Genomic DNA, 14,805 nt, shown 5'->3' with positions numbered 1-14,805 from the left:
TACTTCGATGGGGAACGAAATGTGAATGCCGCGTTAGCGCAAATCATCCAGCAGGCCATCTACCCAGTCGGCAAAGACGCGGACCTTATGCGACAAATGGCGATGCGGATACATCAACGATAATTGTCTCCGCGGACATGGGTAATTCGGCAATACTTCAACCAGCTGGCCCCTGTCGATATAGGGCTGCAAGAAGAAATTCATCCCCTGTAATAACCCTAAACCAGCGAGTCCGGCGGCAATGTATACCTCTGAATTATCGAGGATAAGCTTACCCGGTAGCGCGATCTCTTCCACGCCCGTCGCCGACTCAAAACGCCAGGGCATCACCTGCCGACTGCTGCTGTTGATCCAATTGACGCCCTGGTGGTGTGCCTGAAGGTCGTCCAGGGTTTGCGGCGTGCCGTGGCGAGCAAGGTATTCAGGGCTGGCGCAGGTGGTCATTTTGATATTGCCGAGGGATCGTGCGACATAATCGCCATCATCCAGGTCACCCATACGCAATACGCAGTCTAGCCCATCCCGTAACATATCCCGCCGCATGTCGGAGCTGCTGAGAATAAGCTCAAGATTCGGATGTGCGGCATACAAGGAAGGCAAATTCGGTACCACTACCAGGCGAGCGAAGGCGATAGGCATATCCACCCGGAGCTGACCGTGCAGCGGACGGTCAGGTGAAAATGACTCCAGCAGATCGTCGGCCTGTGCCAGTAGCGGCTTACTACGACGATAAAATTCTTCCCCTTCCGGCGTCAGATAGATACGTCGGGTTGTGCGCTGTAATAGCCGCACTCCACTCTCTTTTTCCAACTGCTGAACCGCTTTAGTGACTGCCGGACGGTGAATCTGCAGGTTTTCGGCGGCCTGGCTAAAGCTACCCGCATCGACGATCTCAATAAAAATTTTAATGTTTTCAAACAGATTTATCTGCATGGCGACAAACATCCAGAACGAGGCATTGATTGTTATCCATTTAATAATAGTGATGCACAATTTTCACTATTTTTCAGAATAATAAACACGCTTACACTGCACGCATTCCAGCACACTCGCGCTGCAAAAAGGAAATAACATTATGAAAAATAACCGTATCTGTGAAATTCTTGGCATTGAAAAACCGGTAATTCAGGGGCCACTCTCCTGGTTGACCGATGCCCGACTGGTGGCAGCGGTCAGCAATGCCGGTGGCCTTGGCGTGCTAGGGCCAAACGCCGGGTTAACCGCGGAAACGGCAGTTTCAACCCCGGAAGCCACGGCGGAGAAAATGCGCGAAGAGATCCGTAAAACTAAAAAACTGACTGATAAACCCTTTGGTGTGAATCTGATCCCAAGCGCGGAAAACGATATCTGGACGCCCGCGATTCTGCAGGTTATCAAAGAAGAGGCAGTGAAAGTGGTGGTTTACACCGGATATGGCGATGGCACGATTATTCCGGCACTGTTTGACGAGCTAAAAGCGGCGGGCATTACCATTATTTATCGTGATATCAACCCTACTCCTGAAAACACCCGAGAGGCGGAACGTGCCGGAGCGGACATTATCGTAGCGACAGGATTTGATGAAGGTGGCACATTGCCTGGCACTATTCTGGGGACGTTTTCTATCGTGCCGCTGATTGCTGACGCGGTGGAAAAGGTACCCGTGCTGGCGGCCGGAGGCATCGTTGATAAACGTACGGCTCGCGCGGCGCATGCGCTGGGCGCAGAAGGCGTTTTTGCTGGCTCGGTCTTTATCAGCACCGAGGAGAGTCGCGTACCGTCATCGTTGAAGGATAAGATTGTCGCCGCCAACGGCCTGGCTCTCAGCCTGTTTCGTACCGTACCAGACTACTACCGTTCACTGCCGGGAACGCTGACGACTACGCTGGTAGCGATGGACAAAGCCGGTGCCAGCAAAGAAGAACTCGCCAACACCATGGGGGGGTTGCGTGGTCTTCGCGTGGGGATGCTGGAAGGTAATACCGATGACGGCTATGTCTCTTTAGGAACCGGGATTGGCGGTATTCGTAAAGTGGCAAGCGTTGCCGACGTGGTTGAGCAACTCACAGCCTAAGCCCAGGATGAGTGCGGCCAGGCTCATCCCTGGCCGCAACACCGTTCTATCTCGCCATTAACCGCTGCATAAACCGCACTGGGTCAATCAGCGCCCGCTGATGCGTACCCTCGCCAATCAGCCCATGATCGTCATGACAACTGACGTGAAACCGCAAAAAACGCCCGTCTACATCTTCCAGCGTAACGGTCGCCGTCACGGTATCGCCTGCCAGCGTTGCCGCCACGTGCCGCACTTCCACGCCGGTGCCGACAGTATGTTCGTTAGCTGACAGATAGGGCCGCAGCGCCTCAACGCAGGTCTGCTCCATAAAGCCAATCATCATCGCGGTTGCCAGCACCGGCGGCATGTCGGCAAATCCTGGCCAGCCCGGGTCGACGGCAGGAACGGTGTGCTTTGGTTGTACTGTGAATTGGGCCTGGTAGCGAATGCCGCTTGGTAGTTCGGTCATAGCACACCTACCCGCATATTGATGGGCCAGACAATCTGCCTTAACGTCTCCGGGTTACCCCACAGGCGACGGATATCCTGGCTAAACGCTTCAACTAGCGCTGATTTTCCGGCCTCTTGCGCCCTTTTCACCGCCGACCACGTTGAGATATACCCTAGTAACCCTTTCAGCGGCCACGCCAGATTGATGGTCATCGCCTGCGTCGGGATTTCTGTAAATGGAAACGCTAGCGTGCGGTAGCCTTCATCCACTAACTGGCGCTCAGCTGGCCAGTACGGGCCAATTTCATCGTAGTAAAACTGGTGAAAGCGCTGTTGGAGTTCTTCATCCAGTTGCATCACACCATAGCTAATCAAGGCCAGTATGCCACCCGGCGCGCTAACTCTGCGTGCTTCGCGGTAAAATGCGTCGAGGTCAAACCAATGCGCTGCCTGTGCGACGGTGATCAGGTTAAAACCGGTTAATTCCTCGGGCAGTTGCTCTGCCGGTGCAGCTACATAGCGGATCGCCGGATGTCGCTCAGCGCTGGCTAATTGGCTATCGCTAGGGTCGGCGCCCACTATGCTGGTGAAGTGTTCTGCCAGTAATCTGGTCATTTGACCCGTACCGCAGCCTACGTCAAGCGCGCTGGCGCGAACTGGCAACAGACTCGCCAGATAGGCACCCAGCGCCGCAGGATATTCAGGTCGATAGCGAGCATAGTCGCTGCCTCCCTGTGCGAACCAGTTCTTTAACGTGACGTTGTCACTCATAAACTGCCTCCCCTGACTTTTGCTTCAACGATACGCTGAGCAAAATCCTTTTCTTCCAGCGCTTTTGCCGTCTGCTCGAGCACCTGTAAAAGCGGCCATCCCACCTCTTTCTCAAGCTGATGAATGGCGGTAAAAAGAGTTTGCCAGTGAGATTTGAGCTGACTGACCAGCGCCTCACCGCTATTGGTCAGGTACAGGCCACTTTTGCGCCCGTCTTCAAGAGTGCCTCTGCGCAAAATACCGTCCTGTTCCATCAGCGAGACGGATTGGCTCACCGCCCCCTGCGTCAGGTGCGTCATGGCGGTAATGTCGGTGACCGTCATCGCCCCCGCAGCCAGCGCGCGCAGTACAGGGGTATAACGTGGCCGATAGTCGAGAGACATCTCGCGGTAGGCGGCTTCTGAACCGCTATCGATAAGCTCAGCGGTATAGCGAAGTAATTCGCCTAAGCCAGGGGCATTTTTCATACGTTACGGTGCTCATTCATGGATTGAATGAAAATACATTAGCGCTAATGCATTTTAAATGCAAATCACCGCGAATCAGGAACCAGCATGATCATTTTAAGCGCTCGGTTACTCGCTAGCTGCCAACTGAGCTGGCGATAGATCAGATCGCCGCGTGTAGCATGATGGAAAATACGTTCACCGCCCTCCCGCACGATTACCTGTTGTTGCGACCAGAATTCACGAAAATCGCTGCTGTTGTCGCTCATTTTCTGCACAAAGGCATTGAGCGTTGCATCGCTAGGATAGTGAATTGCGTCGGACCGCAATTCGGCGACGATCCGGCGCGCGCGGACCTCCCAGTTGTCGACCAGTTCACGCGCCAGCGGGTTCTGGAACATAAAGCGCATCATATTCGGCTCTGAATCTACGTCCAGCCACCCGGCAAAAAGCGCTGCAGCGCCGGGATTCCAGGAGAGTACCTGCCAGGTGAGATCCAACAGATAACAAGGTTCAGATACCGCGTTGACGGCGGACAAAATCGTCTGTTCTACCGCTGGAACCTGCTCAACCAGCGGGTCACTTTTATGAGCGAGCAGAAACAGGTATTCCCGTTCCGCCGGTTTAAGCTGGAGCGCGAAGGCAATCCCCGACAGGGTTTGCGCCGAAACGGTGATGTCGCGTCCCTGCTCAAGCCAGGTGTACCAGGTGGTGCTGATCCCGCTCATCTGCGCCACCTCTTCACGCCGCAACCCTTTTGTTCTGCGACGTGATAGCACCGGAATACCCAGCATTTCCGGTGAGGTATTTTCCCGTTTGACGCGTAAAAATGCCCCTAGCGCCTCAGGCCCTTTCAGTCCCGTGTTGTCCATGGTAGTAACTCGATATACCAGTATAAGTGGCAATATTGTACCCGTATTAATCCCGGCGTATAGTCCGTTTTAACAAGAACATAACAACAGAGGAAGCCCGGTATGAGCAACCATCATGAAGCATTGGTAAAGTCACAGTTTAGCGGCCAGGCCGCCGCCTATTTACAGAGTAACGTCCACGCCCAGGGGGCCGATTTACGTCGCCTGGCCGAATGGTTAAGCGATGACGCGCAGGCGCATCTGCTGGATGTTGGCTGCGGTGCCGGGCACGCCAGCTTTACTGCCGCTCCGCTGGTCGCAGAGGTCACCGCGTATGATTTATCCGAAGGGATGCTGGCGGTTGTGGAGCAAGAGGCAAAAAATCGTCAATTGATGAACATAACCTGCTCACAAGGCCCAGCGGAAGTATTGCCGTTTGCCGACAACAGTTTCGACATTGTGATTAGCCGTTACTCCGCGCACCACTGGCACGATATTCAGGCCGCGCTGATGGAGATCCGCCGCGTTCTGAAGCCTGGCGGGCGTTTTATCATGATGGATATCGCCTCACCCGGCAAACCGATGCTCGATATCTGGCTGCAAACTATTGAGATGTTGCGTGACCCGTCGCACATCCGCAACTACTCCCAGGGCGAATGGCTGGCGATGGTCAACGGACGCGGCATGATGATTGATAAACTGGTGGGTGATACGCTGCACCTGGAATTTTCATCCTGGGTGGCGCGGATGAAAACCCCGGAGAATATTGTCGGCGCCATTCGCTACCTGCAGGATAAAGTTTCCGACGAGGTGCGCACGCACTTTGCGATCGCCGACGACGGCAGTTTTGTCAGCGACACCATTATGTTCCAGGCGCGCTAATGGCAGTTTGTCGCCATGCTTTTGGCGACAAACCGGTTTCCCGCTTAAAGGCGTTGCTAAATGCGCTAACCGAGGCGTAACCGAGCGATTGGGCCACTTCCGCCACCTGCTCGCCCGCTTCGCTTAGCGCCTGCTCTGCCAGCCTCATACGCCATTGGGTCAGATAGGCAATCGGCGTCATGCCAGCCGTTTCCCGAAAGTGCTGAGCAAATACCGTGCGTGACATCGCGCAGGCTTTAGCCAGTTCATCGAGATGCCAGGCGCGCGCCGGCTCGCCGTGCATCAATTGTAACGCTGGACTCAATCGACGATCGCCCAGAACGCGCAGCCAACCGGCGGGTAACGCATCGTTATTTTGCAGATGCGCACGTAAAATCTGCACGAATAGCAGTTGTGCCAGTTGGGTTGAGACCAGCTGCGAACCGGGCTGATACTGAAGACGTTCCTGCACCAGTTGATCCAACAGCCAGCGAAACGAGGTGGCCTGCGGCGAGTTTGCCGGAACGTGGATCCACGGCGGCAGGACGTGCGTTAGCAGTTTGCCGCTGGTTGGGTTCAGCAGCACGTGACCGCCAATATGCTCAACGTCGTTCCCTTCACCAATAGGCGCATGGGGCTTACCAGGCCCAAAGAAAACGCTCATGGCATCAATCGGTTCAACCTCCGGGTCGCTCGCCAGCACGAATGCCCGCTTAGCGCTTAACAGGCCAACGTCACCGGTGGAAAACAGGATCGGCTGCGGTTCACCTTCCAGTAATACCCAGCACTGGCCGCGAAGAATGGCGAAGAATTTGATTTTATCCGGTGCAGGAAAACGCATCGCCCAGCGGCCACCGGCGGTAAACCCACCGGTCACCAGTGATTCGGCGCGCGTCAGTTTGAGAATGTCAGAAAACGGGTCGATGTTCATTCCCGTACTATCGCGCAACTCAAGCGGACTATCAAGCATTCACAATACGCCTGGTGCTGCTTAATCTATGTCTCAAGCCCATCGCATTAAGAGAATTGTATTATGAGTAAAGCTCGCGTTTTAGTTACCGGCGGCACCGGTTTTATCGCACAACACTGCATTATTGCTCTGCTGAATAACGGATATCAGGTACGCACCACCGTACGTTCCGTAGATCGTGAAGAGGAAGTGCGCCGCAATTTACAGCAAGGTGGCGTTGAGCCAGGCGCAGACCTGTCGTTTGTGGTAGCGGATCTGACCGCTGACAATGGCTGGGACGATGCCGTTGCAGGCTGTCGCTTCGTGATGCACGGCGCATCACCAACCCCTTCTGGCGGCCAGACCGAAGAGGCCGATTGGGTGAATCCGGCCATCGACGGCAACCTGCGCGTCTTGCGTGCCGCCCGGGATGCGGGTGTAGAGCGCGTGGTATTAACTTCAGCGTTTGGCGCTATCGGCGTCGGCCATCCGGCGGATTATCCTCGCCCGTTTACCGAAAACGACTGGAGCGACGTCAGCGGTGATGTCTGGCCGTATCAGAAATCAAAAACGCTCTCCGAACGCGCCGCGTGGGAGTTTATTGCCCGCGAAGGCAACGGCCTGGAATTGTCCTCTATTAACCCGGTCGCGGTGCTGGGGCCGGTATTAGGCGCCGACTATTCCCACTCTACCCGCATTATCAAAAACATGCTGGAGGGTGAACCAGGTTGCCCGAATATCAACTCCTGTTTCGTGGATGTGCGCGACGTTGCCGACCTGCACCTGTTGGCGATGACGCATCCTGCAGCCAACGGCGAACGTTTTCTTGCCAGCGCCGGGCATAGCCTGACGATCCTCGATGTGGCGCAAACGCTGAAACACTCGCTGGGCGATGCGGCAAGTAAGGTATCGACGCTGCCAATGAGCGATGAGATGGTTCGCGCCGCAGCGGAGAAAAATCCGGTGATGCAGGGAATGGTGAAATTACTGGGGGTTGATATGAGCGTGAGCCACGAAAAGGCAACGACGCGGCTGGGCTGGAAACCGCGTGACCCGCATAAGGCAATTGTTGCTACCGCTGAAAGCCTTATTGCACTTAATCTGGTGTAGGCATTATCCGGCCTACACCAGTGTGATTAGTTACAGTGTCACGACTATTTTCCCGACCTGCCCGTTGGCTTCCATATAGCGATGGGCTTCGGCAATCTCCTCAAACACAAAGGTTTTATCAATAACCGGTTTCAGTTGACCAGACTTCAGTCCGTCGTAAACAAAGGCTTTCGCCCGCGCCATTTTTTCGGCATCAGTGGTGATCTCAAAAAGTTCATAACCTCTGAATTGCAGGTGTTTACCGAGGATATCCATCACTGGAATTGATAAGTCACGGGCATCCAGCGCCCCATACTGGTAGAAGGTGCCGTTCATCGCCATCGCAGCGGCAAGCTTCGCCACGTCTGGTCCGCCTACCGGGTCAAAGACCAGGTTCACGCCAGCGCCCTGCGTTAGCATGTTCAACTCCGCCGTGAGATCCTGTTCGGTGGTAGCAATCACCGCTTCGGCCCCAGCGTTACGCAACCACTCGTTTTTATGGCTGGTGCGTGACAGCGCAATCGGGCGAGCGCCGAGCATATTGGCAATCTGAATGGCGGCAATCCCCACGCTGCTGGAGGCCGCGCCCATGACGATAAACTGTTCGGCCTGTAGATGACCGTACTCAACCAATGCTCCGTAGGCAGTAATAAACATCATCCAGCTGGCCGCAGCTTCTACAAAGGTCAGATTCTCAGGATGTTTTACCACCGCATGAGCCGGCGCATTGACTAATTCACCGTACATCCCGTACTCGGTAAACATAAAGGAAGGAATGACGCTTACGTTATCGCCGACCACGAACTCGCTGACGTCTGCACCAACGGCTTCGATAATCCCCGCCGCTTCATAGCCCAATTTTGCCGGGAACTGCGGTTCTATCACGTACTGTCCAGTGCGATACATCACTTCGGCGCGGTTAATGCCGATAGCCTTGACGCGAATCTGCACTTCTCCCGTTGCAGGAGCGGCGACTGCCATATCGGTAATGCCCAGGACGTCCGGGCCGCCAGTGCGGTTAAAGGTAACGATCTTTGCCATGTTAAAGCCTCATAGGGGAATATTCGTGAGACTCACTGTACGTCCGACGTGGCGAGGGAAAAAGCCATAGAAACTTACGGCTGTGTTGCCGCAGGATTACCAATTCTTAGCGGCTGAAAAGTTCGCTAAACCAATCAATAAACACGCTTACCCGCGGTGATAAGTGGCGTTTATCAGGGTAAAGCACTGACACGGCTTTCGGTGCGCTGGGGGCGTTAGTTAATACCGGAACCAACCTGCCTGAGTCGATATAGGGTCGCAGCGCGGCATCCACGCCCTGAATCAGCCCGATCCCCGCCAGTCCGGAGGTTAAAAGAATATCGGAGTTATCAACCAGAATTGCGCTTTCCAGCCGTTTCGCAATCGTCTCGCCGTTCACCACAAATTTCCACGGCATCACCTCACGGCTGCGGTCACTAAAGAAATTCACTGCTTTATGCTGCGCCAGATCTTCCAGCGTTTCCGGCCTGCCGAAACGTGCTATATAGCAGGGCGCGGCACAGGTGACCATCGCTACTTTGCCGATCCGACGGGCAATAAAGCTCGAATCTTCAAGCTCTCCCAGCCGTACGACGCAATCAATGCCTTCGGTAATGAGATCGATCCGGCGGTCGGATGAGGTCAGCACAATTTCGATGTCCGGGTATCGGGTGCGAAATTCATCAAGCGCAGGGATTAACACCGAATGCGCCAGCGTTAGCGGAAAATCAAGCCGCAGGCTGCCACGTACCGACGTCATGGGTGAATACGCTGCCATCAGCGCGGTCATCTCAGACAGCAGTACTTTCGCTCGTTGGTAAAACATCTCACCTTCGCTGGTCAGACTCAGTTTGCGGGTGGTGCGATTCAAGAGTTTTGCCCCCAACTCCTCTTCCAACAGCTGAACCGCTTTGCTCACCGCCGGGCGATGCATCTGCAGTTGTTCTGCAGCCCGGATAAAGCTCCCCGATTCAACAACATGAACAAAAATATCCATGTATTCCGTAATATTAGCGCGCATAGCTGACAGATTCCGTTTGCGGAGGAAGGCGGTAAGAAGAGTATACGTTGGAGGATATGATGGGTAAATCGAGGATGTTTAGTGACAACGTCACGAATCCATGCAGACCCGTGACGAAATATCAGGCCGTCAGTGAAGCCATATCGATAACAAAACGGTACTTCACATCGCTTTTCAGCATGCGCTCAAAGGCGGCGTTAATGTTTTGAATATCAATCACTTCTACATCAGCAACAATCCCATGTTTGCCGCAGAAATCGAGCATCTCCTGCGTCTCAGCGATGCCGCCAATGCAGGAGCCAGCGACAGATCGACGGCCCAGCAACAGCGGCAATGTGCTGGTTTCTGGCATATCGCCCAGCAGACCAACGAAGACCAGCGTGCCGTCGAGCGTCAGGGTTGGCAGATAGGAATTGACTTCATGAACGTACGGCACGGTATCAATAATCAGATCGAACTGATTTTGCACGTTGGCCATTTGCGCCGGGTCAGTAGAGACCACCACATGATGAGCGCCCAGACGGCGAGCATCGGCTTCTTTGCCCGGCGAGCGGGTAAACAGCGTCACTTCCGCACCCAGCGCGCTGGCAAGCTTGATGGCCATATGCCCCAACCCGCCTAAACCGATGACGGCGACCTTGCTGTTGGCGTCTACCTTCCAGTGACGCAGTGGCGACCAGGTGGTGATACCGGCGCACAGCAGCGGCGCTGCGCCCTGCAGATCCATATTTTCTGGCAAGTGCAGAACGAAATCCTGACTGGCGACGATCGACTGCGAATATCCGCCGTAAGTCGTGGAATGGTCGTGACGGTCCTGGCCGTTATAGGTCTGGACGTTACCCTCTTCACAATATTGCTCCAGCCCGTGCTGGCACGGTTGGCAGACCCGGCAAGAGTCGACCATGCAGCCAATAGCGGCTAGATCGCCCTGCTTAAATTTGGTCACTCCGCTGCCGACTGCACGTACGCGCCCCACAATTTCGTGTCCGGGAACAATGGGATAGGTGCTGAACCCCCAGTCGTTACGCGCCTGGTGCAGGTCCGAGTGACATACGCCGCAGTAGAGAATATCAATAACCACGTCATCCGGGCGCGGCTCGCGGCGCTCAAAGGTGAATGGCGCTAGCGGTGTCGACGGGTTTGTCGCAGCATAACCTAACACTTTCATGACGTTACCTCTCATATCGTGTTTAACTTTCAGCCAGAGTACAACCTATCGCACATTGTTCGCTGACACTATGCCCGCTGGTGCAATACCGTCATGAGCTTAGTTCATGAATAAACGTCCGCCTCAACCATCGCACAAAGGGTTAATTGGCGAAGTTGTAAACGATCGTGCGCTTTTTTGTGCCTTGCCTGCCAATTTGTCAGCATCACGTTAACCATTGCTCTATAATCTTGCGCGCTGCAGTTTCTGCCGGCCCGCTAGAGGGGCTGGAGTGAAAGACAACGGAGTTACGTAAGATGTTACCAGGCAATAAAAATCGTTCCCTTTATATTCCCTACGCGGGACCTGTTCTGTTGGAATTTCCCCTGCTGAATAAAGGCAGCGCGTTCAGCATGGAAGAACGCAGCAACTTCAACCTGCTCGGGCTGCTGCCTGAGGTTGTTGAAAGCATTGAGGAGCAGGCCGAGCGCGCCTGGATCCAGTACCAGGGTTTCAAAACTGAAATTGATAAGCACATCTACCTGCGCAATATTCAGGACACCAACGAAACCCTGTTCTATCGCCTGGTTGAAAACCATCTCGATGAGATGATGCCGGTGATTTACACCCCAACCGTTGGCGCCGCCTGCGAACGTTTCTCTGAAATCTACCGCCGCGCGCGCGGTGTGTTTATCTCATACCAGAATCGCCACAATATGGACGATATTCTGCAGAACGTGCCGAACCACAATATCAAAGTGATCGTGGTGACCGACGGTGAACGTATTCTGGGCCTGGGTGACCAGGGGATCGGCGGTATGGGCATTCCTATCGGTAAGCTTTCGCTGTACACCGCCTGCGGTGGTATCAGCCCGGCCTACACGCTGCCGGTAGTGCTCGACGTTGGCACCAACAACCAGCAGCTGCTGAACGACCCGCTGTATATGGGCTGCCGTAACCCGCGTATCAGCGACGACGAGTATTATCAGTTCGTGGATGATTTCATCCAGGCCGTCAAACACCGCTGGCCAAACGTGCTGCTGCAGTTCGAAGACTTCGCGCAGAAAAACGCCATGCCGCTGCTTAACCGCTACCGCGATGAAATTTGCTGCTTTAACGATGATATCCAGGGTACCGCGGCGGTCACCGTCAGCACGCTGATTGCGGCAAGCCGCGCGGCGGGTAGCCAGTTGAATGAGCAGAGAGTGGTCTTCCTGGGCGCGGGTTCTGCAGGTTGCGGTATCGCTGAGCAGATCATTGCCCAGATGCAGCGTGAAGGGCTGAGCGAAGAGCAAGCACGTAGCCGCGTGTTTATGGTTGACCGTTTTGGTCTGCTGACCGACCAAATGCCTAACCTGCTCTCATTCCAGAGCAAACTGGCGCAGAAACAGGAAAAAATTCAGGGCTGGCAGCATGACAACGACGAGATCTCCCTGCTCGACGTTGTGCGCAACGTGAAGCCAAACATTCTGATTGGCGTTTCCGGCCAGACCGGGCTGTTCACGGAAGAAGTTATCCGCGAGATGCATAAGCACTGTCCGCGTCCAATCGTAATGCCGCTGTCTAACCCAACGTCACGCGTTGAAGCCACGCCGCAGGACATCATCAGTTGGACCGACGGTCAGGCGCTGGTCGCCACCGGTAGCCCGTTCGCACCGGTCAGCTGGAAAGATACCGTCTATCCTATCGCCCAGTGCAACAACTCCTATATCTTCCCGGGTATTGGCCTGGGCGTGATTGCCTCCGGTGCGTCGCGTATTACCGACGAAATGCTGATGTCGGCCAGCGAAACACTGGCGAAGCATTCCCCGCTGGCTAACCACGGTGAAGGTCTGGTGCTGCCAGAGCTGAAAGATATCCATAAAGTCTCCCGTGCGATTGCGTTTGCGGTCGGCAAAATGGCGCAGCAACAAGGTGTCGCCACCAATACCTCCGCCGACGCTCTGCAAGAAGCCATAGATGAGAACTTCTGGCTGCCGGAATATCGCAGCTACCGTCGAACCTCCATCTAACCCCCCCTGTAGCCCGGCCAAGCGTAGCGCCGCCGGGTTATTCCTTCCCGCCCCTGTTGAACAAATGATGATTAGCACGATGCTTTATCTTGTGTAATGTACACCCCTTAAAATGTATGTTGTAACTAATGATATATTCACTAGATTAATATTCACACTGCCGCTACACTGCCATCACCTTTCAACCTGACAACACTAAAAGGAGGCTAATTATGCTGTACTGTGAAATTTTCAATGTTTCACATACATTTGGTGATCGCACCAGCTCAAGCGTTATCGGTATCGTGCTGCGATAACTTCTGCTTGAGCGAAGACACCAATCCCTAAACCCTTCCCTCGGGCTTACTTAGTTATCGTCAGCGATGTTTGACGAGGCATTCCCATGCCTGTAACTCTTGAGTAAGCAAATGAGCACATTACTAACTGCACAATCTCTTCACGTTGAGACAGCGTTCGGCCCTCTTTTTACTGACCTCTCCTTTACCCTGAAAAAAGGCGACCGTATTGGCCTTATCGGCTACAACGGCTGCGGCAAAAGTACCCTGTTACAGGTACTGGACGGCACGCTCGTTCCCTCTTCCGGGCACGTTGCGTTAGCCAGCCATTGCCTGATGGCGCGCGTAGAACAGCATCTTCCTGATGCACTACTCAACCAGCCGTTGATTGAAGCCGTACTGGCGCAACTACCCGCTTCACAGCGCGAAAGCCAGCGCTGGCAGGCGGAACGTCTGTTGATGGAGATGGGGTTTGCGCCCAATGAGATTGAGCATCCTGCCGCAACGCTCAGCGGTGGCCAGCATACCCGACTGCTGTTAGCGCGAGCGTTGATGCTGCAACCGGACCTGCTGCTGCTGGATGAACCGGGTAACCACCTCGACCTGCCTACGCTGCTATGGCTGGAAAACTTCCTGAATAGCTGGAGCGGCAGTTTCGTGCTGGTTTCACACGATAATCCCCTGCTGGATGCCGTCACCAATACTAGCTGGATATTGCGTGATAAAACCCTGCATGCCTTCTCACTGCCTTGCACCGCCGCCCGTCAGGCGCTGGAGGAGCAGGACGAAAGCGATGCGCTGCGTCATAAGGCAGAACAGAAAGAGATCGACCGCGTCACCGCCAGCGCCAAACGGCTGGCCACCTGGGGACGGGTGTACGACAACGAAGATCTCTCGCGTAAAGCCAAGCAGATGGAAAAACAGGTTTCGCGCTTGAAGGAGAGTCAGACAGAACTCACCGCTGGCACACCATGGACGCTCGCGCTACACGGCGATGCGCTGCGGGCAGACCGCTTGCTGGAGATGGATAATCTTCCAGTACCGCCGGCACCGGGGCTTCCACCGCTGTTTACCACCGGTATTGCGCGGTTACAAAGCGGCGACCGTGTCGCCATTATGGGGCGCAACGGCGGCGGTAAATCTTCGCTGTTACGCCTGCTCTGGCGGCAAATGCAGCAGGAATCGACGGAGGCCGGACTGAAGCCGCACCCGCGCCTGAAGCCCGGGTATTACGACCAGACGCTGAACCAACTCGATGATAATGACAGCCTGCTGGATGCGCTTGAACCGTTCGAGCCCTATGCAGAAACACGTAAACGCGCGCTGATTTCCGCTGGCTTTGGCTGGGTGCGTCACGGGCAAAAGGTCAGTACCTTAAGCGGCGGCGAGCGCTCTCGCCTGCTGTTTATCGGCCTGTCCCTTGCTCGTTACAGCCTGCTGCTGCTCGATGAACCAACAAACCATCTGGACATTGATGGCAAAGAGGCGCTGGCGCAAACGCTGCGAGAATACCCTGGCGGCCTGCTGTTGGTCAGCCATGATCGTCAGTTGATCAGCAATAGCTGTAACCGATTCTGGTTAATTGACGAGAACGGACTCAGCGAGTGGCACGATGCGGATGAAGTGTACGAACAGCTTCGTCACCGCATCTGCCCTGATGCTCCGCGTACGACAGCAGAGCCAGATGAGAAAATCACCTCGGAGGCAGATGACCTGCTGGAGCGCTTAATTGAGCTTGAGTGGCGATTAGCCGAAGACCTGGCGCGTAAGCCGAAACATCAGAAACCGCAGTTACAGCAGCGCTGGCGAGAGGAGATTGCCAACATCAATAATCAGTTAAGTTAACCGACCCGTAGCCCGGCCGAGCACAGCGACGCC

General features: G+C 54.8%; 14 protein-coding genes. 5 read left to right on the top strand and 9 right to left on the bottom strand.

All coding sequences use genetic code 11. The features are described from left to right. Nucleotides 1–33: 33 nt before the first annotated feature. Complete coding sequence (locus HII27_RS02150; protein ID WP_185666372.1) at nt 34–927, bottom strand: LysR family transcriptional regulator; 894 nt, start codon at nt 925–927, stop codon at nt 34–36. Nucleotides 928–1,075: 148 nt separating this feature from the next. Between HII27_RS02150 and HII27_RS02145 the strand changes: the two genes are divergently transcribed. Then, the gene (locus HII27_RS02145; protein WP_185666317.1) at nt 1,076–2,053 is read left to right on the top strand and encodes an NAD(P)H-dependent flavin oxidoreductase; all 978 of its coding nucleotides are present in this window, start codon (nt 1,076–1,078) and stop codon (nt 2,051–2,053) included. A 46-nt stretch (nt 2,054–2,099) separates the two neighbouring features. On the opposite strand, the gene HII27_RS02140 is transcribed toward HII27_RS02145, so the two are convergent. From HII27_RS02140 to HII27_RS02125, 4 genes are all read right to left on the bottom strand, one after another. Further along, nucleotides 2,100–2,504: a thioesterase family protein gene (locus HII27_RS02140; protein ID WP_185666316.1), complete on the bottom strand. Its 405-nt coding sequence runs from the start codon at nt 2,502–2,504 to the stop codon at nt 2,100–2,102. Further along, nucleotides 2,501–3,256 (bottom strand): class I SAM-dependent methyltransferase, encoded by a 756-nt coding sequence (locus tag HII27_RS02135; RefSeq protein WP_185666315.1) that lies wholly within the window; start codon nt 3,254–3,256, stop codon nt 2,501–2,503. The genes HII27_RS02140 and HII27_RS02135 overlap by 4 nt, the downstream gene beginning before the upstream one ends. Continuing rightward, nucleotides 3,253–3,723 carry a MarR family winged helix-turn-helix transcriptional regulator gene (locus HII27_RS02130; RefSeq protein WP_185666314.1) on the bottom strand — a complete coding sequence of 157 codons (471 nt, stop codon included), beginning with the start codon at nt 3,721–3,723 and terminating at the stop codon, nt 3,253–3,255. Before HII27_RS02130 ends, HII27_RS02135 begins: the two co-directional genes overlap by 4 nt. A gap of 65 nt (nt 3,724–3,788) precedes the next feature. Further along, complete coding sequence (locus HII27_RS02125) at nt 3,789–4,574, bottom strand: helix-turn-helix transcriptional regulator (protein WP_185666313.1); 786 nt, start codon at nt 4,572–4,574, stop codon at nt 3,789–3,791. 102 nt (nt 4,575–4,676) lie between these two features. Between HII27_RS02125 and HII27_RS02120 the strand changes: the two genes are divergently transcribed. Further along, nucleotides 4,677–5,435, top strand: coding sequence for a class I SAM-dependent methyltransferase (locus tag HII27_RS02120; RefSeq protein ID WP_185666312.1), 759 nt, complete (start codon nt 4,677–4,679; stop codon nt 5,433–5,435). On the opposite strand, the gene HII27_RS02115 is transcribed toward HII27_RS02120, so the two are convergent. Beyond that, nucleotides 5,416–6,384, bottom strand: a complete 969-nt coding sequence (locus HII27_RS02115) for an AraC family transcriptional regulator (RefSeq protein WP_185666311.1) — start codon at nt 6,382–6,384, stop codon at nt 5,416–5,418. The genes HII27_RS02120 and HII27_RS02115 overlap by 20 nt on opposite strands. Before the next feature lie 63 nt (nt 6,385–6,447). Here HII27_RS02115 and HII27_RS02110 point away from each other — a divergent pair, with 63 nt between their 5' ends. Next, nucleotides 6,448–7,473 (top strand): SDR family oxidoreductase, encoded by a 1,026-nt coding sequence (locus tag HII27_RS02110; protein ID WP_185666310.1) that lies wholly within the window; start codon nt 6,448–6,450, stop codon nt 7,471–7,473. A 30-nt stretch (nt 7,474–7,503) separates the two neighbouring features. Here HII27_RS02110 and HII27_RS02105 read toward each other — a convergent pair whose 3' ends face one another. The 3 genes from HII27_RS02105 to HII27_RS02095 form a co-directional block, all read right to left on the bottom strand. Next, on the bottom strand, nt 7,504–8,493 hold the full coding sequence (locus HII27_RS02105) for a zinc-dependent alcohol dehydrogenase family protein (protein WP_185666309.1): 990 nt from the start codon (nt 8,491–8,493) through the stop codon (nt 7,504–7,506). A gap of 106 nt (nt 8,494–8,599) precedes the next feature. Beyond that, nucleotides 8,600–9,493: a LysR family transcriptional regulator gene (locus HII27_RS02100; protein ID WP_185666308.1), complete on the bottom strand. Its 894-nt coding sequence runs from the start codon at nt 9,491–9,493 to the stop codon at nt 8,600–8,602. A 121-nt stretch (nt 9,494–9,614) separates the two neighbouring features. Then, entirely contained in the window at nt 9,615–10,661 is a 1,047-nt protein-coding gene (locus HII27_RS02095) for an NAD(P)-dependent alcohol dehydrogenase (RefSeq protein ID WP_185666307.1), read from the bottom strand. Between the two features lie 296 nt (nt 10,662–10,957). On the opposite strand from HII27_RS02095, the gene HII27_RS02090 reads away from it, so the two are divergent. Together HII27_RS02090 and HII27_RS02085 are read left to right on the top strand one after the other, a co-directional pair. Further along, on the top strand, nt 10,958–12,652 hold the full coding sequence (locus HII27_RS02090) for an NAD-dependent malic enzyme (RefSeq protein ID WP_185666306.1): 1,695 nt from the start codon (nt 10,958–10,960) through the stop codon (nt 12,650–12,652). A 407-nt stretch (nt 12,653–13,059) separates the two neighbouring features. Then, nucleotides 13,060–14,772, top strand: a complete 1,713-nt coding sequence (locus tag HII27_RS02085; protein ID WP_185666305.1) for an ATP-binding cassette domain-containing protein — start codon at nt 13,060–13,062, stop codon at nt 14,770–14,772. Nucleotides 14,773–14,805: the final 33 nt, after the last annotated feature.

This window comes from Kluyvera sichuanensis (assembly GCF_014218705.1).
Classification (GTDB): Bacteria; Pseudomonadota; Gammaproteobacteria; order Enterobacterales; family Enterobacteriaceae; genus Kluyvera; species Kluyvera sichuanensis.
This window is presented reverse-complemented; position numbering and strand designations above follow the sequence as displayed.